18 protein-coding genes and 10 tRNA genes are annotated in these 18,206 nt (G+C 41.2%); 12 read left to right on the top strand and 16 right to left on the bottom strand.

The genetic code is table 11. The features are described 5' to 3' along the window. Nucleotides 1-37: 37 nt before the first annotated feature. From C7Y70_RS15800 to lolB, 16 genes are all read right to left on the bottom strand, one after another. Nucleotides 38-112, bottom strand: a tRNA-Gln gene (locus C7Y70_RS15800). A gap of 39 nt (nt 113-151) precedes the next feature. Further along, nucleotides 152-236, bottom strand: a tRNA-Leu gene (locus C7Y70_RS15805). A 151-nt stretch (nt 237-387) separates the two neighbouring features. After that, nucleotides 388-462: transfer RNA gene (locus C7Y70_RS15810), tRNA-Gln, on the bottom strand. 41 nt (nt 463-503) lie between these two features. After that, nucleotides 504-588 (bottom strand) — tRNA-Leu (locus C7Y70_RS15815). A gap of 65 nt (nt 589-653) precedes the next feature. Beyond that, nucleotides 654-728: transfer RNA gene (locus C7Y70_RS15820), tRNA-Gln, on the bottom strand. A gap of 40 nt (nt 729-768) precedes the next feature. Further along, a tRNA-Leu gene (locus C7Y70_RS15825) sits at nt 769-853 on the bottom strand. A 94-nt stretch (nt 854-947) separates the two neighbouring features. Then, a tRNA-Met gene (locus C7Y70_RS15830) sits at nt 948-1,024 on the bottom strand. Between the two features lie 5 nt (nt 1,025-1,029). After that, nucleotides 1,030-1,104, bottom strand: a tRNA-Gln gene (locus tag C7Y70_RS15835). Between the two features lie 39 nt (nt 1,105-1,143). Next, nucleotides 1,144-1,228, bottom strand: a tRNA-Leu gene (locus C7Y70_RS15840). A gap of 67 nt (nt 1,229-1,295) precedes the next feature. After that, nucleotides 1,296-1,372 (bottom strand) — tRNA-Met (locus C7Y70_RS15845). A 277-nt stretch (nt 1,373-1,649) separates the two neighbouring features. Then, nucleotides 1,650-2,741, bottom strand: a complete 1,092-nt coding sequence (ychF, locus tag C7Y70_RS15850) for a redox-regulated ATPase YchF (protein ID WP_099296057.1) — start codon at nt 2,739-2,741, stop codon at nt 1,650-1,652. Between the two features lie 49 nt (nt 2,742-2,790). Further along, nucleotides 2,791-3,375: an aminoacyl-tRNA hydrolase gene (pth, locus tag C7Y70_RS15855; protein ID WP_099296056.1), complete on the bottom strand. Its 585-nt coding sequence runs from the start codon at nt 3,373-3,375 to the stop codon at nt 2,791-2,793. Nucleotides 3,376-3,393: 18 nt separating this feature from the next. Beyond that, on the bottom strand, nt 3,394-4,008 hold the full coding sequence (locus C7Y70_RS15860) for a 50S ribosomal protein L25/general stress protein Ctc (RefSeq protein ID WP_099296055.1): 615 nt from the start codon (nt 4,006-4,008) through the stop codon (nt 3,394-3,396). 150 nt (nt 4,009-4,158) lie between these two features. Then, nucleotides 4,159-5,106, bottom strand: a complete 948-nt coding sequence (locus tag C7Y70_RS15865; protein ID WP_058560580.1) for a ribose-phosphate pyrophosphokinase — start codon at nt 5,104-5,106, stop codon at nt 4,159-4,161. A gap of 76 nt (nt 5,107-5,182) precedes the next feature. Continuing rightward, complete coding sequence (ispE, locus tag C7Y70_RS15870) at nt 5,183-6,064, bottom strand: 4-(cytidine 5'-diphospho)-2-C-methyl-D-erythritol kinase (RefSeq protein ID WP_135475788.1); 882 nt, start codon at nt 6,062-6,064, stop codon at nt 5,183-5,185. A gap of 1 nt (nt 6,065) precedes the next feature. Beyond that, a complete protein-coding gene (gene lolB / locus C7Y70_RS15875) occupies nt 6,066-6,653 on the bottom strand; it encodes a lipoprotein insertase outer membrane protein LolB (RefSeq protein WP_099296053.1) in 588 nt (195 codons plus the stop codon). A gap of 82 nt (nt 6,654-6,735) precedes the next feature. Between lolB and hemA the strand changes: the two genes are divergently transcribed. The 12 genes from hemA to rlmM all read left to right on the top strand — a co-directional run bounded on the left by hemA (nt 6,736) and on the right by rlmM (nt 18,171). After that, complete coding sequence (gene hemA, locus C7Y70_RS15880; RefSeq protein WP_210114672.1) at nt 6,736-7,992, top strand: glutamyl-tRNA reductase; 1,257 nt, start codon at nt 6,736-6,738, stop codon at nt 7,990-7,992. 7 nt (nt 7,993-7,999) lie between these two features. After that, nucleotides 8,000-9,085, top strand: coding sequence for a peptide chain release factor 1 (gene prfA, locus C7Y70_RS15885; protein WP_099296051.1), 1,086 nt, complete (start codon nt 8,000-8,002; stop codon nt 9,083-9,085). Between the two features lie 2 nt (nt 9,086-9,087). Next, the gene (prmC, locus tag C7Y70_RS15890; protein WP_135475792.1) at nt 9,088-9,930 is read left to right on the top strand and encodes a peptide chain release factor N(5)-glutamine methyltransferase; all 843 of its coding nucleotides are present in this window, start codon (nt 9,088-9,090) and stop codon (nt 9,928-9,930) included. 48 nt (nt 9,931-9,978) lie between these two features. After that, nucleotides 9,979-11,520 carry a DUF3369 domain-containing protein gene (locus tag C7Y70_RS15895; protein WP_237114012.1) on the top strand — a complete coding sequence of 514 codons (1,542 nt, stop codon included), beginning with the start codon at nt 9,979-9,981 and terminating at the stop codon, nt 11,518-11,520. Nucleotides 11,521-11,567: 47 nt separating this feature from the next. Beyond that, on the top strand, nt 11,568-11,942 hold the full coding sequence (locus C7Y70_RS15900) for a SirB2 family protein (protein ID WP_099296049.1): 375 nt from the start codon (nt 11,568-11,570) through the stop codon (nt 11,940-11,942). Nucleotides 11,943-12,054: 112 nt separating this feature from the next. Then, a complete protein-coding gene (locus tag C7Y70_RS15905; RefSeq protein WP_135475794.1) occupies nt 12,055-12,882 on the top strand; it encodes a tetratricopeptide repeat protein in 828 nt (275 codons plus the stop codon). A 15-nt stretch (nt 12,883-12,897) separates the two neighbouring features. Then, complete coding sequence (locus C7Y70_RS15910; RefSeq protein ID WP_099296047.1) at nt 12,898-14,151, top strand: DUF819 family protein; 1,254 nt, start codon at nt 12,898-12,900, stop codon at nt 14,149-14,151. A 9-nt stretch (nt 14,152-14,160) separates the two neighbouring features. Beyond that, nucleotides 14,161-15,015, top strand: coding sequence for a 3-deoxy-8-phosphooctulonate synthase (gene kdsA, locus C7Y70_RS15915; protein WP_099296046.1), 855 nt, complete (start codon nt 14,161-14,163; stop codon nt 15,013-15,015). Between the two features lie 117 nt (nt 15,016-15,132). After that, a complete protein-coding gene (locus tag C7Y70_RS15920) occupies nt 15,133-16,029 on the top strand; it encodes a transcriptional regulator GcvA (RefSeq protein WP_087534247.1) in 897 nt (298 codons plus the stop codon). A 1-nt stretch (nt 16,030) separates the two neighbouring features. Further along, the gene (locus C7Y70_RS15925; protein WP_135475796.1) at nt 16,031-16,660 is read left to right on the top strand and encodes an alpha/beta family hydrolase; all 630 of its coding nucleotides are present in this window, start codon (nt 16,031-16,033) and stop codon (nt 16,658-16,660) included. Nucleotides 16,661-16,677: 17 nt separating this feature from the next. Further along, nucleotides 16,678-17,046, top strand: a complete 369-nt coding sequence (locus C7Y70_RS15930; RefSeq protein ID WP_167850838.1) for a DUF423 domain-containing protein — start codon at nt 16,678-16,680, stop codon at nt 17,044-17,046. Nucleotides 17,047-17,085: 39 nt separating this feature from the next. Then, on the top strand, nt 17,086-18,171 hold the full coding sequence (rlmM, locus tag C7Y70_RS15935) for a 23S rRNA (cytidine(2498)-2'-O)-methyltransferase RlmM (RefSeq protein ID WP_135475798.1): 1,086 nt from the start codon (nt 17,086-17,088) through the stop codon (nt 18,169-18,171). Nucleotides 18,172-18,206 lie beyond the last annotated feature (35 nt).

The following is an 18,206-nucleotide window of genomic DNA, read 5'->3' on the forward strand; positions in this document are numbered from 1 at the left end:
TTAAAGATTAAAGATTAAAGAGGGGGTGTTAAGAAATTGGCTGGGATACCAGGATTTGAACCTGGGAATGCCAGGATCAAAACCTGGTGCCTTACCGCTTGGCGATATCCCAACTCTAAATTTGGATGAGTTTTAGTTCTAGGTAAGAACATGGTGCGGAAGGAGAGACTTGAACTCTCACATCCTAAGATACTGGAACCTAAATCCAGCGCGTCTACCAATTCCGCCACTCCCGCAGTTCTATAGATACAGATTTTATTGTTTTGGAACTTAAATCCAGTGTCTAATTAAGACAGCTGCCAATTCCGCCACTCCCGCATCAAAGGGGATGCTTTTTATACTCATAGCGAGAGTTATTCTTTAACAACATTCTTTGGTAGAAGAAGTTGGCTGGGATACCAGGATTTGAACCTGGGAATGCCAGGATCAAAACCTGGTGCCTTACCGCTTGGCGATATCCCAACTAAGAATTTTTTGATAGTTTTAATTCTTATCAAAGAATATGGTGCGGAAGGAGAGACTTGAACTCTCACATCCTAAGATACTGGAACCTAAATCCAGCGCGTCTACCAATTCCGCCACTCCCGCATATAATTTTATGTTTAAACTCCTAACAGAGTTTTCTTAATACAACATTCTTTGGTAGAAGAAGTTGGCTGGGATACCAGGATTTGAACCTGGGAATGCCAGGATCAAAACCTGGTGCCTTACCGCTTGGCGATATCCCAACTAAGAATTGTTTGATACTTTTAGTTCTTATCAAGAACATGGTGCGGAAGGAGAGACTTGAACTCTCACATCCTAAGATACTGGAACCTAAATCCAGCGCGTCTACCAATTCCGCCACTCCCGCATTATCACTTTGAATTAATCAAAGAAATGGTAGTTATTTTAAACTCTTCATTGAGTGCAATTTAACTCTTGCAGAGCCACTTCAAAAAAAGAAATGGTGGCTAAGACGGGATTTGAACCTGTGACCCCATCATTATGAGTGATGTGCTCTAACCAGCTGAGCTACTTAGCCATTGTTGGCTGGGATACCAGGATTTGAACCTGGGAATGCCAGGATCAAAACCTGGTGCCTTACCGCTTGGCGATATCCCAACAGAAAACAATTGATAATTTTAATTCTTATCAAGAATATGGTGCGGAAGGAGAGACTTGAACTCTCACATCCTAAGATACTGGAACCTAAATCCAGCGCGTCTACCAATTCCGCCACTCCCGCATTTCAAATTTTGATAAATCAAAATTGAGGTAGTTATTTTAAACTCTTCATTGAGTACAAAAAAGAATGGTGGCTAAGACGGGATTTGAACCTGTGACCCCATCATTATGAGTGATGTGCTCTAACCAGCTGAGCTACTTAGCCATCTTTTTTGTTAGCACTTCATCGCTGAGTGCGGGGCGTATTATGCTGATATGACCCAAATCCGTCAACACCTTTTTTGCAAAAAAACACTTATCAGGGTTTGTTTGCAGGAAAATTAAGCTAAGCGGCTATTTTTTATTAAAAATGGTGTTTTTTTAACAAGTCTGAAAGCAAAAATCTTCGCGTTACTATTATTCGATAATAGCACAAAAACAAAAAAGGCTCGTAAATACGAGCCTTTAAAATCATTGCCACACTTTATATGGCGAAATAATAACTATACGTTGAACAAGAAATTCATTACATCGCCATCTTTAACGATATATTCTTTGCCTTCTTGGCGCATTTTACCTGCTTCTTTTGCACCACTTTCACCTTTAAAGGCAATATAGTCATCATAAGCAATCGTTTGTGCGCGGATAAAGCCACGTTCAAAGTCAGTATGTATCTTACCAGCTGCTTGTGGTGCAGTAGCACCAACAGGAATAGTCCACGCACGAACTTCTTTTACACCCGCTGTAAAATAAGTTTGTAAATGAAGTAATTCATAGCCACCGCGGATAACGAGGTTAAGACCAGGCTCTTCTAAACCCAGATCAGCCATAAACTCAAGTTTATCTTCGTCATCAAGCTCTGAAAGCTCAGATTCAATTGCTGCACATACAGGAACAACAACGGCGTCTTCTGCAGCTGCAATTTCACGTACACGGTCAAGGAATGGGTTATTCTCAAAACCGTCTTCAGCTACGTTAGCAATATACATAGTTGGCTTGATAGTTAAAAAGTTGATAGAAGCAATGGCTGCTTTTTCTTCTTTAGTTAGTTCTAAAGAACGTAAAGTTAAGCCTTCATCAAGGTGTACTTTTACTTTTTCAAGTACAGCATTCTGTTCTTTCGCGTCTTTATCGCCGCCTTTGGCTTTTTTAGCGTTACGGAATAAGGCTTTTTCAGCACTGTCCATATCAGCCAGCACAAGTTCAGTGTTAATTACGTCGATATCGTCAGCTGGATCAATAGTACCTGCAACGTGGATGACGTTTTCGTCTTCAAAGCAACGTACAACATGGCCAATTGCATCCGTTTCACGAATATTTGCTAGGAATTGGTTACCTAGGCCTTCACCTTTTGATGCGCCTTTTACCAATCCTGCAATATCAACAAATTCCATACTAGTTGGAAGAATACGCTGAGGATTAACTATTTTAGCAAGTTCGTCTAAGCGAGCGTCAGGAACCGGAACCACACCCGTGTTTGGTTCGATGGTACAAAAAGGGAAGTTAGCGGCTTCAATGCCCGCTTTGGTTAATGCATTAAATAGAGTAGATTTACCAACATTTGGCAAACCAACGATACCACATTTAAAACCCATAGTAAGATACCTTGTTTAGATCCGTTCAACCGATTTAATAACTATGTTACTAGGGTTTAAACGAATGAAGTCTGTTTTGTGCTTTTAACACACCGTCTTTTGCAAGTATTTCCATACAACGAACTGCTTCATCTACAGCTGCATCCATTTTTTCTTGGTCTGCTTTGGCTGCTTTTCCAAGCACCCAACCGGTGACCATTTCACGATGTCCTGGATGACCGATACCAACGCGTAAACGCATAAAATCTTTTTGATTTGCCATTTTTGCAATAATGTCTTTTAAACCATTATGACCGCCATGTCCGCCGCCTTTTTTTAATTTAGCAACGCCCGGGTCTAAATCCATTTCATCATGTGCAACTAAGATGTTTTCAATAGGGATTTTGAAAAAATTGGCTAAACTACTGACCGCTTTACCACTCAAATTCATATAGGTGGTGGGGATCAATAATTTGAATTCTTGGCCTTGAATAATCACTTTGCCTGTTAGGCCGTGATATTTAGGATCGTGTTTAAGCGTACAGTTGTAGCGTGCTGCGAGTTGCTCGATGAACCAAGCACCTGCATTGTGGCGTGTGTTTGCGTATTCGGGGCCTGGATTAGCCAGGCCCACAAGCATTTGAATAGAATTCAAGGTGCAAGACCTTAAATATTATTCTGCAGCGTCTGAAGCTTCGTCTTCAGCTGGAGCTGCTTTGTTAGCTTTAACAGTAACTACTGACTGATCATGGCCTTCGCCTTTAGCAAGTTCAACTGATTGAACGCCAGCAGGAAGTTTAAGCTCAGAAAGGTGGATTGAATCACCAGCTACTAGGTCAGAAACGTTAACTTCAACGAATTCTGGAAGTGCTTTTGGAAGACATGTGATTTCAACTTCAGTTAACTGGTGAACAACAGTAGCACCAAGTTTAGTTACTTTATCTTCGCCGATGAAGTGAAGAGGAACTTTAGTATGAAGTTTATGAGTAGCGTCAACACGTTGGAAATCAAGGTGAGTAAGCTTAGGCTTGAAAGGGTGACGTTGGATATCTTTTAAGATAGCTTCAACAGACTCGCCGCCAATGTTAAGCGTAAGAATGTGAGTGTAAAAACCTTCGCTTTCTTGTGCTTTGATCATATCTTTATGAGCAAGAGTAAGCGCTACTGCTTCTTTTTCTGCACCGTAAAGGATTGCAGGTACTTTGTCTTCGCGACGTAGGCGGCGGCTCGCACCAGTACCAGTTTCTACGCGAAGTTCAGCGTCATAAGTGTAAGTTGTATCAGACATAATGTCTCCAATAATTTAAAAGTGTAGGGCCTTTGCGACCAAGGTCCCTAGCCAAAAGGCGCGCTATCATACCACCACCTATTGACAAAAGAAACACAGGGTAAAAAAAAAGCGCCAAATAGGCGCTTCAATCACGATAAAGTATCGATATTAATGTTCAAACATCGCAGAAATTGACTCTTCGTTACTAATACGACGAATCGTTTCAGCAAGCATGTCTGCCAGTGTAAGTACTTTGATTTTTTCAATCGACTTTAATTCATCAGATAACGGAATCGAATCGGTAACAATTACTTCGTCAATCACTGAGTTACGGATGTTCTCTGCTGCTGCACCAGATAAAACTGGGTGCGTTGCATAAGCAAAAACACGTTTAGCACCATGCTCTTTTAATGCTTCAGCCGCTTTACATAAAGTACCGCCGGTGTCGATCATGTCATCGACAATGATACAGTCACGGCCTTCAACATCACCAATGATATGCATTACTTGAGAAACGTTTGCTTGTGGGCGGCGTTTATCGATAATTGCAAGGTCAGTGTCGTTAAGTAGTTTTGCAATAGCGCGGGCACGAACTACACCACCAATATCAGGAGATACAACAACAACATCATCAAACTGACGTTCCTTCATATCTTCTAATAAAACTGGGCTACCAAATACGTTATCCACTGGCACATCAAAGAAGCCTTGAATTTGCTCTGCGTGTAAGTCAACCGTTAGAACACGATCAACGCCGACACTTGATAGGAAGTCAGCAACAACTTTTGCGGTAATTGGCACACGCGCAGAACGTACACGACGGTCTTGACGAGAATAACCAAAATAAGGAATGACGGCTGTAATACGACCTGCAGACGCACGACGTAATGCATCAACCATAACGATTAACTCCATTAAGTTATCGTTAGTAGGGGCACAGGTTGATTGCACAATAAAAACGTCCGAGCCACGAACATTTTCATTAATTTGAACACTGATCTCACCGTCGCTAAAACGGCCAACAACAGCATCGCCAACTTCAATATATAAACGTTTTGCAACTTTTTGAGCTAACTCAGGTGTTGCGTTACCAGCGAAGAGCTTCATGTCAGGCACGGTAGGGTTCCTCAGGCACTGAAATTTGGGACTAACAAACGAGGCAAAAGCGCCATTTGTTAACTTAAATTGTATTTTACTTGTACGTTACTTCATTGCTTAAATGAATAGCGTTCAACTGCGTATGGGCAGGAGAGATATTAACGCTACTGGCAATAAAACCATTCCAATCACTCGGAAGATTTTCAAGAACATGAAGTGCCTCTGTTTGCGATGCAAATTCAGCAAAACAACATGAGCCTGTGCCAGTCATCTTAGACGGGGCGTATTTTAGCAACCACTGGAGGGTTTTTTCAACCTCAGGACAGAGCTTTTTAACTAATGGCTCACAATCGTTGCGCAAAATTTGGTGTTGCCAGTGACCATTAAGCTTGGGTGTATCGCGCGTTAAATCGGGGTGAGTAAAAATTTTAGCGGTACTTATATGTTCACTTGGGTGAACAACGCAATACCATTTTTGTTCAAGCTCAACATCGCTAAGCTTCTCACCAATCCCTTGCGCTAGTGCACTTTTACCGTTTATAAACACGGGCACATCAGCACCTAGTTCAATGCCAAGAAGGGCGAGTTCTTTTAAAGTGAGGCCGCAACCCCATAATTTATTGAGCCCTAAAAGTGTTGTTGCGGCATCCGATGAACCTCCGCCCACACCTCCACCCATAGGCAAAATTTTAGTTAAATTTATTTTTGCGCCTAGGCTGGTTTTTGTATGCTTTTGCAGTAATACAGCAGCTTTGTAGATCAAATTTTCTGTCAAAGGGATGCTATTTGTATCTCCGGTTAACTCAATGCTGGGGGTATTTAGCCGAGTAAACGCTAAGTTGTCACCATAATCCAAGAAGGTAAATAGAGTTTCAAGCTCGTGGTATCCATCATCACGACGGCCATTTATGTGTAAAAACAGGTTGAGTTTTGCAGGTGCAATAAGTGAAAATTGAGGGGCAGAATCTAACTTCATATTAATTAAAATACCATCGGTAAAGTTGAATTTTAAGTCTAATTTTTTCGTGCTTTAGTGTTAGCTTTTTTGGTAGCCAAAATCCAGCATATTGCTGATAGTCGCCATAGGTAATATCCCATTTTTGACCGTTATTTGATTGCCACGTAACGGTTTTGGCGCGATCTAATTCATCAACACGCAATGAATCGTTAGTGACCGTTCCTTTTAGCCAGTTATCGGCATCTTCAATCGGGATAGTAAACCCAGTTAACCGTTGAAGCAAACGAGAAGCACTTGCATCTTGATATGTTTCATCGTCAAATTCGAGTTTTGCACTGTGTGCGTCATGTTCTAATTCGAGTATTCGAATCCCCATAAATGTTGTAAGTACTAATTGATTCAAATCATCTTGCTGTTGCCAGTTTAAGTTTGCAGACTGGCGCTCATCAGGACTAATAAACGCAAGTTTACCTTCAACTTGCCATGTCTTTTGTGCAGATAACTTTGTCTTCCAGTCATCATAAAGACGGGTTTGAGGGTCAATTCGATGCGCACAACCACTTAAAAATAAAAAAAATGTGAGTAAAATCAAATATAGTCGAATCAAATGTCGTTCCTTACTTTCCATATTCCGTTGATTTTTGATAAAATTATGCCTTTCGAGCATCGCTTAGCAATATTTGGCACATATGACCATAGTAGCACTGGGTATAAATCATAAAACCGCATCTGTAGAACTGCGTGAGAAAGTCGCTTTTTCACCAGAACAACTTTCAGAAGCCTTACAGCAATTGAGTGATCATGATCAATTCAATGAGGCTGTTATTGTTTCAACCTGTAACCGTACTGAAATCTATTGTAGCCTTGCCCAGCAAAATTCCCAAATACTGTTGCAATGGTTAGCCAGTTTCCATGGTTTAGATGAACAAGAACTGAGCAATAATATTTATTGCCACCAAGATAACGAAGCTATAAACCATTTGATGCGAGTTTCTTGTGGTTTAGATTCGCTTGTTTTAGGTGAGCCACAAATACTTGGCCAAATAAAGCAGGCTTATAATAGTGCAAAAAACCACAACTCTGTTGATGTGGTATTCGACCGTTTATTTCAAAAAACGTTTTCAGTGGCAAAACAAGTGCGCACTGAAACTGATATTGGAGCAAGCGCTGTATCGGTTGCATATGCCGCAGTTAACTTAGCAAAGCACATATACGGTAAACTTGATAAAACCAAAGTATTACTTATCGGTGCAGGTGAAACTATTGAGCTGGTTGCCAAACATTTATACCAAAATGATCCACAACAAATTACGGTTGCTAATCGGACTATTGAGCGTGCGCGTGCTTTAGCGCAAGACGTATCCGCAGATGTCATTGCGCTAGCACAGTTACCAGAACGTTTGCATCATGCTGATATTGTAATTAGCTCCACCGCCAGTACGTTGCCTATCATTGGTAAAGGTGTGGTAGAACAAGCGCTTAAACAACGCCGCAATAAGCCAATGCTATTTATAGATATTGCGGTTCCTCGGGATATTGAAAGCCAAGTAGGGGAGCTTGAAGCCGCCTATTTATATTCCGTTGATGACTTACAAGCCATTGTGAGCGAGAATATCGCATCACGCGAGCAAGCCGCAGAAGAAGCACAAGATATTATTACACATCGCAGTGCTGAGTTTGCAATGTGGATGCGTTCACTTGATTCTGTCGATCTAATTCGCAGTTATCGTCAAGATGTACATGATATAAAGTCTGAGCTGGTTGATAAGGCTATTAGTCAATTAACAACCGGAAAAGACGCAGAAAAAGTAATATTAGAGCTGGCCAACAAATTAACCAACCGTTTAATGCACGCGCCTACCCGTGCAATTCAAGATGCGGCGAAAAAAGGTGAAGTTGACCAGTTAAGCCAATTAAAGAAAATGTTAGGTATTGATCAGGAATAACAGTTACATGAAAGAGTCCGTTTATCGTAAATTAGAAACCTTAGTTGAGCGTTACGAAGAAGTGCAAGCGCTACTAAGTGACCCCTCTGTTATCAGCGATCAAAATCGCTTTCGTGCTCTTTCAAAAGAATACTCAGAGCTTGAAGAAATAGTAAAAGCATTTTTATCGTACCAACAGTCACAAGACGATGTTGCAACCGCTGAAGAAATGCTAAAAGATTCAGATCCTGATATGCGTGAAATGGCGCAAGAAGAATATAAAGAAGCAAAATCACAGATTCAAATTATTGAAGATCAAATTCAAGTATTAATGCTACCAAAAGACCCGCGCGATAATAATAACGTGTTTCTTGAAGTGCGTGCGGGTACTGGTGGTGATGAGGCAGCTATTTTTGCGGGTGATTTATTCCGTATGTATACCCGCTATGCTGAGACGAAAAAGTGGAAAGTGGAAGTGGTTAGCACCAACGAAGGTGAACACGGCGGCTTTAAAGAAGTCATTGCTAATATCAGTGGTGAAGGTGTTTACGGCCAACTTAAATTTGAATCAGGTGCGCACCGCGTACAACGTGTGCCAGAAACTGAATCTCAAGGGCGTGTTCACACATCTGCCTGTACAGTCGCGGTAATGGCTGAAATTCCTGAAGCTGAAGCAATTGAAATCAATACAGCAGATATCAAAGTTGATACGTTTCGTGCATCAGGCGCCGGTGGTCAGCACGTTAACAAAACTGACTCAGCGATTCGTATCACGCACATTCCAACAGGTGTCGTGGTAGAGTGTCAGGATGAACGCTCGCAGCATAAAAACCGTGCCAAAGCGATGTCAGTACTTGCTGCACGCTTACAACAAGCAGAAGATGAAAAGCGCCATGCGGCAGAAGCTTCGGAGCGTCGTAACTTAGTTGGTAGCGGTGACCGTTCAGAGCGTATTCGTACTTATAATTACCCGCAAGGGCGTATTACTGATCATCGTATTAACTTAACTCTTTATCGCTTAAATGAAGTGGTAGCTGGTGACTTAGGCTGTGTGGTTGAGCCACTAATGCAAGAACACCAAGCTGATTTACTCGCTGCGATGGGCGATGAATAACGGTGACTGACACGGTTGAATCGGCAATACACAGTGCTACTTTGCTTTTGCAAAATAGCACTGACTGCGCCAAGCTGGATGCCCAAGTATTACTGCTTGAGGTATTAAACAAACCCCGTAGCTATTTATTTAGTTGGCCTGAAACGCAACTTACGGCGGAACAACAACAGTTGTTTGATAGTTATTGTCAGCGTCGCTTAAGTGGTGAGCCCGTCGCGCATATCACCGGCACGCGAGAGTTTTGGAGTTTACCACTGCAAGTAAACCCTACAACCCTTATTCCTCGCCCTGATACCGAAACCTTAGTGGAAACGGCGCTAGAATTACCTCTTTGTGATAATGCCAGTGTACTTGACCTTGGTACCGGCACTGGTGCAATAGCGCTTGCATTAGCTTCAGAAAAACCCCATTGGCAAATAACAGGGGTTGACCGCGTAGCGCAAGCAGTTGCATTATCTACATTGAATAAACAAAGACTAGGCTTAGAACAAGTTAACTTTTTACAAAGTAATTGGTTTAGTAAAGTTGAAAATCAAAAGTTTGATCTAATTGTGAGTAATCCACCTTATATTGAACATGATGATGAGCACTTGGCCCAAGGCGACGTTCGTTTTGAGCCACTTTCAGCTTTGGTCGCAGAAGATGATGGTATGGCTGATATAAAGCATATTATTACTCAGGCAAAGGATTATTTAGTGCCTAATGGTTATCTTTTGATTGAGCATGGTTTTGAACAAAGTATTAAAGTGCATCGTTTTTTTGCACAAATGGCATATATAAATATACTTACTGTTAAAGATTTAGCACATAACGATCGTGTAACATTCGCCCAGTGGCCAAAATAACCAAAACAGCACTGTGAGAATCTATGCAAATGGCCAAAAGGACCGAGTATGATGGATGATTTTTTGTTTTCAGATGAAGCGCAGGAAGAAGTGAGTGAAGTTGTTCGCGGCACATGGAAAGTAATAATTGTTGATGACGAACCAGAAGTACATGCCGTGACAAAGTTGGCACTGAGTGACTTCGAGTTTCAAGAAAAGCATTTGGAATTTATAAGTGCTTATTCAGGTGCTGAGGCAAAAAAAATTATTGATGCTAATCCCGATGCAGCCATTGTATTACTTGACGTGGTAATGGAAACAGATGATGCCGGTCTTAAAGTCGCGCAATACATCAGAGAGACAGCCAAAAACAATCATATCAGAATTATCTTACGTACCGGCCAGCCAGGCCAGGCGCCAGAAAGGCAAGTTATAGTTAATTACGACATAAACGACTATAAATCTAAAACAGAACTAACGGCGCAAAAATTATTTACTGTGGTGATGTCGAGTCTGCGTTCATACCGCGATATCTTGTCTATTGAACAGTCCCGCCAAGGGCTAGAAAAAATAATAAAAGCGTCACGTGATATTTTCGCCGCACACTCTTTAGAGAGTTTTATTGAAGGGGTGATGCAGCAGTTAACGTCCTTATTAGGAACCGTTGATAAAGCCATGTATGCAACAAGTTTGGTTGCGAGCAATCCTGAGGATAACCAAAAGAAATTAGTCGTTTTTTCTGGTAGTGGCGATTTTGAACGCAGTGAAGGTAAAGCAATTGAAGAAGTGCTTGATAGTGAGCAGTTACTAGCTTGCAAAAAGGCGTTACAAGATAAAACAATCGTTTATAGAGATAATTACTTGTTTGCCTATTGCTGTAGTGAGTACAATCATAATTCAATGTTGTTTATTTCAGGCATACCGCAATACCTAACAGACACCCAACGCCACTTAATCGAAATCTTTTCACAAAATGTTCAGTTAGCCTACGAAAATGTGCAGCTTCAAGCAGAAATTGAAGCAACACAGCAAGAGCTTGTGTTTAGATTAAGTGAAGCACTTGAACAACGCTCTACAGAGACTGGCAACCATGTAAAACGCGTATCCCATATTTGTAACTTATTAGCATTAAAGTATGGACTATCAAAACGTGACGCTGAATTGATTCGATTAGCCTCACCCTTGCATGATGTCGGTAAAGTGGGAATTCCAGACGCTATTTTGAATAAACCAGGCAAACTTAATAGCGAAGAATGGGAAATAATGAAGACCCACACGCAAAAGGGAAATAAAATACTCGAAGGTTCTAAGCGTGATATCGTAACTGCAGGCGCTGAAATTGCTCGCGACCATCATGAGAAGTGGGATGGTACTGGCTACCCCGAAGGAATTTCAGGTGAGCGTATTCATATTTTTGGCCGTATAGTGGCGCTAGCTGATGTTTATGATGCATTACGCCATAAGCGATGCTACAAAGAAGCATGGTCAATCGAGGATGTTACTAATGAAATTAACGCACAAAAAGGTAAACATTTTGAGCCTAAATTAGTGGATGTCTTTAACGATCACATTGACGATTTAGAAAAAATTCTCGCGCTATACCCAGATTAAGTAAAATTATTTAAAACGTTATTTTTAAAAAGTTAAGATAGGACAACATGGATTATTTAGCAGTAAAACACACACATATGGCGATTGCTGTATTAAGTATTATTTTATTTTATGTACGTTCGTTTTCGCGCATGGGCAGTGGCGTAATTGCGAAAAATAAAGTGGTTTTTATTGGCAGCCATGCCACTGATACATTTTTGTTAATCTCTGCTATTGCTGTTATGGCCATGGCAAAAATTAACCCACTTGAACAAATGTGGTTACTCGAAAAAATTATTTTAGTGGTTGCCTATATTGCACTTGGCATTGTTGCGAGCAAACAAAAAACAATGGCAGTTAAAGTGGGCTTTTTAGTTGTAACAACCGCTGTTATCGCTTTAATAGGTAAGCTTGCAGTAACCAAGACCCCTTTGATCCTCTAATATTGTCGCTCAAAGGTAAATCTTCATACCCTTGAGCGATATTCCCGTTGGTAACTGATTTAAAAACTAGGTAAACTAGCTGCTCGTTTTAATAAAAGATGTTGTAGTATTGATGACCGCTCCTTGGTTTGAAGATGAAAATGAGACCTATCAAAATGAACCTTACGATGAATTTGCTCCTGATCCACTATACCGCTGCATAAGTGCCGAGGCTAAATGGGATCCACAAGCTAAGATAAGCGAAAGTTTTGCAACGCTCAGTGAGTTTGAAAACTTAGTTATGCAAGTTTGTCAGCAACAAGAAGATATTCATGAGCGATTAGATACCTTAATAGACATGTTCTACACTCAATGGATGTTTAGCGTCTCTAGCTTAAAAGTCCCTGAATACACACTAAATAGTTTCAGTTATACATTGTCAATGCGCAGTGGTTCTCCTACCACATTGGGTATTTTATTATGCCATCTTTTATGCCACGCTAATTACGACGCCAGTGTGTGTATTTCTAACAGTGATGTAAATGTTCATATCGCTATTAGTGATGAAGAGGGCTATGTTTTAGAGCCAAGCAGTGGACAGCAAAGTTGGTATATTATTCCTGAGAATGCAAGTGAAGAAAATGGTGATGAGCAAGAGCCATTAGAACTGATTTATGGGGATGATGTTTATAAACTTTACTTAGCTCAGCAAAAGTGGGCATTTATAAGTGAAAATAAATTTGGTCATGCATTAACCTGTGTTGAGTTGTTGATGGATTTACTAGGCGACGATCCTTACGAGCGCAGAGACCGCGGATACCTTCTGAATCAATTAGATTGTCCTAAAATGGCCAGAGATGACCTACAATTTTTTATTGATGAATGTCCAGATGATCCGGCAATTGAGATTATTCAGCACCAAATAGAAGAACTCGAAGATAATAATAAAACTCACCACTAAATTTAAGGAATCAACATGGCTGACACCCATACTGCATTGATCACCAATGACGCCGTAGTATTTGGCTTATTGGCGATAATACTTGGTTTTATTTTTAAAACATCCCACAGTGAAAACAGTACACTAAAGAAGTTTTACAAATATGTCCCAGCATTATTGCTTTGCTACTTTTTACCTTCACTACTTAATACTTTTGGTATTGTTGACGGTCACTCATCGAACGTTTACTACGTTGCATCACGTTATTTACTACCTGCATGTTTAATTTTATTAACAATCAGTATTGATTTGCGAGCTATCATCAACCTTGGGCCCAAAGCACTGATAATGTTTTTAACAGGCACAGTGGGTATCGTTATCGGTGGGCCCTTAGCAATACTTGTGATGAGCGCTGTGTATCCTGAAGCAGTAGGTGGCCACGGCCCTGATGCTGTATGGCGTGGTATGACAACTATTGCTGGAAGCTGGATTGGCGGTGGTGCAAACCAAGCGTCAATGAAAGAAATGTTCGAAGTGGGTGGTGATATTTTCTCTGCCATGGTCACTGTTGACGTGATTGTCGCCAATTTATGGATGGCGGTACTGCTGCTTATGGCTGCCAATCACAAAGCAATAGATGCTAAAACAGGTGCTGATACCAGTGCTATTGAAGATTTAAAACAGCGTGTAGAAAAGTACCATGCCGAACATGCCCGCATGCCTACGCTGAATGATTATATGACAATCATTGCCATTGCATTTGGGATAACAGGGCTTGCCCATTTTTGTGCTGACTTTTTAGGGCCATTCTTTGGCGCAAACTTCCCGTGGGCACAAGAGTACAGTTTAAATAGCAAATTTTTCTGGCTGATTGTTATCTCAACGACCATAGGCATAAGCTTGTCCTTTACTAAAGTACGCCATATTGAATCATTTGGTGCATCTAAAGTGGCCTCGAGCTTTTTATATATTCTCGTAGCATCGATTGGCCTACATATGAATATTACAGCTATTCTTGAATCACCTATGTATTTTGTTATCGGCTTAATTTGGATGTTAACTCATGCTAGTTTGATGTTGATAGTCGCCAAAATTATAAAAGCGCCACTGTTTTACATGGCAGTAGGCTCACAAGCGAATGTAGGCGGCGCGGCATCAGCCCCTGTCGTTGCATCGGCATTTCATCCATCACTTGCGCCAGTAGGTGTGTTATTAGCGGTTATGGGTTACGGTGTGGGCACTTATATGGCTTATATTTGTGGATTAATGATGCAAGCAGTTGCACCTTAAGGACTAACGATGAACAATCATTTAATTAAAATTAACAACATTGAACTTGCAAACGACAAACCGTTTGTGTTGTTCGGTGGTATGAACGTATTAGAGTCGCGTGATTTAGCAATGCGCATTGCTGAGCATTATGTAGAAGTGACCAGCAAACTTAATATACCGTATGTATTCAAAGCGTCTTTTGATAAAGCAAATCGCTCGTCAATTAACTCTTATCGTGGTCCAGGTATGGAAGAAGGGTTAAAGATTTTTGAGGAAATTAAAAACACCTTTAACGTACCTTTGATCACAGATGTGCATGAGCCGCATCAAGCTGCTCCCGTTGCTGAGGTTGTTGATGTTATACAGCTACCAGCATTCTTAGCTCGACAAACAGACCTTGTTGTTGCAATGGCAAAAACAGGTGCTGTGATCAACGTTAAAAAACCACAGTTTTTAGCACCGCATGAAATGCGCCATATCATTACTAAGTTTAATGAGGCTGGCAATAAGAATGTTGCACTTTGTGAGCGTGGTTCTAGCTTTGGTTATAACAACCTGGTTGTTGATATGCTCGGCATGGATGACATGAAGCCAATGGCTCCTGTTATCTTTGATGCGACTCATGCATTACAACGTCCTGGTGGTCGCTCAGATTCTGCTGATGGACGTCGCGCGCAAGCCGCTGAACTTGCACGCAGCGGCATGGCATTAGGGCTTGCTGGGTTATTTATTGAAGCTCACCCTAATCCTAATGAAGCAAAGTGCGATGGACCTTGTGCCCTTGCACTGAGTAAATTAGAAGGCTACTTGAGCCAAATGAAAGCGGTTGATGATTTGATTAAAAGCTTTGCACCACTGGATACCAGTGCTAGCGATTTATAATATTAAATAATATTTAAAAAGCGGCTTATGTCGCTTTTTTTATGTCTCGAATATACACATCCTTGGCATGGGTATATAATCCACTCATAAGAAAAACTAATTCTATGAGTGGTTAATATGTCTCGTCGCGTCCCGCCATTAAATGCCCTTAAAGCATTTGAAGCAGCTGCTCGCCATTTGAGCTTCACCAAAGCTGCCGAAGAGCTTTATGTCACACAGGCCGCAGTGAGTCATCAAATAAAAACACTTGAAGAACACCTTGGTTTAAAGCTGTTTTTGCGTAAAAACCGCTCATTGTTATTGACCGAGGAAGGACAGGGTTACTTTTTAGATATAAAAGAAATCTTTACTCAGTTGATTGATGCCACAGAAAAGCTGCTTGCGCGAGGGGCGAAAGGTTCTCTAACGGTAAGCCTAACGCCAAGTTTTGCAATTCAATGGTTAGTGCCCAGGCTTAGTTTATTTAATGAGTTACATCCTGAGATTGATGTACGAATAAAGGCGCAAGATCAAGACGAAAACTCACTCTCTGATGATGTTGATGTGGCTATTTATTATGGTCGTGGTCATTGGAGTGGGGTACAAACACATAAACTACACACCGAATACCTTGTACCCTTGTGTAGCCCTATGCTGCTAACAGGACCTAAGCCCCTTGATCAACCAAGCGATTTGGCTAATCACACATTGTTGCATGATACTACGCGAAAAAACTGGAAAACCTGGATGAAAACCGCCGGTGTGCGTAATGTACAAGTGAATCAGGGCCCTATTTTTAGCCACTCTTCTATGGTGCTCCAAGCTGCGGTACATGGCCAAGGTGTTGCAATTGGTAACAGTGTTCTAGCAAAACCAGATATTGACGCCGGACGTTTGGTGATCCCCTTTAGCCATAGTTTAGAAAGTAAAAATGCCTACTATTTGGTTAACCGTGAATCACAGTCAGAGCTGGGTAAAATAGTGTCCTTTAAAGAGTGGATGCTTGATTTAGTCGAGCAAGAACAAGAGTTTTAAAATGACAATACAATGGATAAAAGCAAAACAACCTGCCCACGCCCAGTTTATTTTTGCTCATGGTGCAGGTGCAGGCAGTGACTCTGAATTTATGCAACAGATGGCAAACTTGCTAGCCGAGCAAGGTATTAATGTCGGGCTTTTTGATTTTGAATATATGCAAATCGCCAAACAAACGAATAAGCGCAGACCGCCTGAACGGGCCCCTAAATTACTGGCTTATTTTGCCCACGTAATTGAACAAACAGAGCCAACACTGCCATTATTTATTGGTGGGAAGTCAATGGGTGGAAGAATGGCCAGCATGCTTGCGTGTGAAACAGATAAAAAGATTAACGGTGTGTTGGCTTTTGGCTATCCATTTCATCCGCCGGGTAAGCCCGAGAAGTTACGTATTGATCATTTCGGCGATATTCCATGTCCATTTATGGTGCTCCAAGGTGAGCGGGACACATTTGGTACGCGTGAAGAGTTAGAAGCGCTGAAGCTTGCAAAGCGTCCTGAGTTTATGTGGTTAGCTGATGGTGATCACTCTTTGAAACCACGCAAAAAAAGTGGTGTTACACTTGAGCAGAATTTACAAGTGGCAGCTGATCGCGCAAGTAAATTTATTAAGCAGTATTGTTTGTAGAATCAAAGGAGAGCGCTATGATCAAACTATTTCTCATGGCTGGTAGCTTGTTTTGTATGTTATCTGTGGTGCTAGGCGCATTTGCTGCTCATGGATTAAAAAGCCGAGTATCTGAATATGCTATCGGCGTATTTAAAACCGCTGCTGAGTATCAAATGGTCCATGGCCTTGCGCTTATTGCAGTGGCTATTTTGATAAAGTGGGGCTTAAATTTAACCGCCGCTGGCTGGCTTTTTATTGCGGGTACCTTACTTTTTAGTGGGAGTTTATATTTACTCGCGATAACAGGCTGGAAGTGGCTAGGGCCGATTACACCTTTAGGCGGACTGTGCTTTATTGTGGGTTGGTTGGTTATTTTAGTGCAAGTTGCACGGTTTAAATTTTAATAAAGAATATCGCGCAGAAAGCGCAATTTAAGGGTTTTTATGTCAAGCGTAGTGATTTATTGTCGTAGTGGGTTTGAAAATGATGCCGCAGCAGAAATAACCTTTCATGCTGCAGAGCAAGGTTTTGCCGGTTATGTGAAAGCCAAACCTAACACAGGTTATGTGGTTTATGAGTGCTTTGAGGCATCACACAGTGACGAGATAATCAAAAAAGTCGATTTTAAAAACATGGTGTTTGCGCGCCAATGGTTCGCGGGTACGTTACTTGAAAATATGCCCGTTGAAGACCGGGTTGGTGAAATTAAAACCGCAGCAGCCGATTTTCCGCTGTGTTCAGAACTACGTGTAGAAACCCCTGATACTAATGAAGGCAAAGAGCTTTTAACGTTTTGTAAAAAAATATCAACTCCTCTTAAAAAAGCTTTGGAAAAACAAAACACCGTATTGCGTGAGCCCAAAGCTAATCGTCCGGTTATGCATGTGATGTTTTTGACTAATAATACAGCCTACGTGGGACATTCATACAGCTACAATAACTCACCATTCTTTATGGGCATTTTGCGCTTGCGTATGCCAAGTGATGCGCCGAGCCGCTCGACTTTAAAGCTTGATGAGGCATTTAATGTATTTATACCACCTAATGAAGTCGAGTCACGGGTACAAGCAGGAATGCGTGGCGTAGATTTGGGCGCATGCCCAGGTGGATGGACATATCAACTAGTGCGACGCGGTATGTTTGTCAGTGCTATTGATAATGGCCCGATGAATGATGATTTAATGGAAACAGGGCAAGTGAAACACTTTCGGGCCGACGGTTTTAAATACCGCCCAGAGAAGCGCAATATTCAATGGCTCGTGTGTGATATGGTTGAAAAACCAACTAAAGTAACAAACTTGATGATTGATTGGGCAGTGAATGCCTACGCAAAAGAGCTCATCTTTAACTTGAAGCTGCCAATGAAAAAGCGCTTTGATAGTGTGTATGAATGTTTAACTATGATCAAAGAAGAGCTTGATAAATACGGTATTACCTATGAGCTTCAGGCAAAGCATTTATACCACGATAGAGAAGAGATTACGGTGCATTTGAATGTCACTAAAGTACCACAGAGTTTATATAGTTAAGTAACCTGAACTTAGGATAATAAATCTATCTCCAG

Source organism: Pseudoalteromonas sp. KS88, assembly GCF_004766475.1.
Classification (GTDB): domain Bacteria; phylum Pseudomonadota; class Gammaproteobacteria; order Enterobacterales; family Alteromonadaceae; genus Pseudoalteromonas.

Excerpts from the sequence above, each read along its gene's own strand:
- ychF (WP_099296057.1), bottom strand. The coding sequence starts at position 2,741 with ATGGGTTTTAAATGTGGTATCGTTGGTTTGCCAAATGTTGGTAAATCT.
- C7Y70_RS15860 (WP_099296055.1), bottom strand. The coding sequence starts at position 4,008 with ATGTCTGATACAACTTACACTTATGACGCTGAACTTCGCGTAGAAACT.
- ispE (WP_135475788.1), bottom strand. The coding sequence starts at position 6,064 with ATGAAGTTAGATTCTGCCCCTCAATTTTCACTTATTGCACCTGCAAAA.
- hemA (WP_210114672.1), top strand. The coding sequence starts at position 6,736 with ATGACCATAGTAGCACTGGGTATAAATCATAAAACCGCATCTGTAGAA.
- prfA (WP_099296051.1), top strand. The coding sequence starts at position 8,000 with ATGAAAGAGTCCGTTTATCGTAAATTAGAAACCTTAGTTGAGCGTTAC.
- C7Y70_RS15895 (WP_237114012.1), top strand. The coding sequence starts at position 9,979 with ATGATGGATGATTTTTTGTTTTCAGATGAAGCGCAGGAAGAAGTGAGT.
- C7Y70_RS15900 (WP_099296049.1), top strand. The coding sequence starts at position 11,568 with ATGGATTATTTAGCAGTAAAACACACACATATGGCGATTGCTGTATTA.
- C7Y70_RS15905 (WP_135475794.1), top strand. The coding sequence starts at position 12,055 with ATGACCGCTCCTTGGTTTGAAGATGAAAATGAGACCTATCAAAATGAA.
- C7Y70_RS15910 (WP_099296047.1), top strand. The coding sequence starts at position 12,898 with ATGGCTGACACCCATACTGCATTGATCACCAATGACGCCGTAGTATTT.
- kdsA (WP_099296046.1), top strand. The coding sequence starts at position 14,161 with ATGAACAATCATTTAATTAAAATTAACAACATTGAACTTGCAAACGAC.
- C7Y70_RS15920 (WP_087534247.1), top strand. The coding sequence starts at position 15,133 with ATGTCTCGTCGCGTCCCGCCATTAAATGCCCTTAAAGCATTTGAAGCA.
- C7Y70_RS15925 (WP_135475796.1), top strand. The coding sequence starts at position 16,031 with ATGACAATACAATGGATAAAAGCAAAACAACCTGCCCACGCCCAGTTT.
- C7Y70_RS15930 (WP_167850838.1), top strand. The coding sequence starts at position 16,678 with ATGATCAAACTATTTCTCATGGCTGGTAGCTTGTTTTGTATGTTATCT.
- rlmM (WP_135475798.1), top strand. The coding sequence starts at position 17,086 with ATGTCAAGCGTAGTGATTTATTGTCGTAGTGGGTTTGAAAATGATGCC.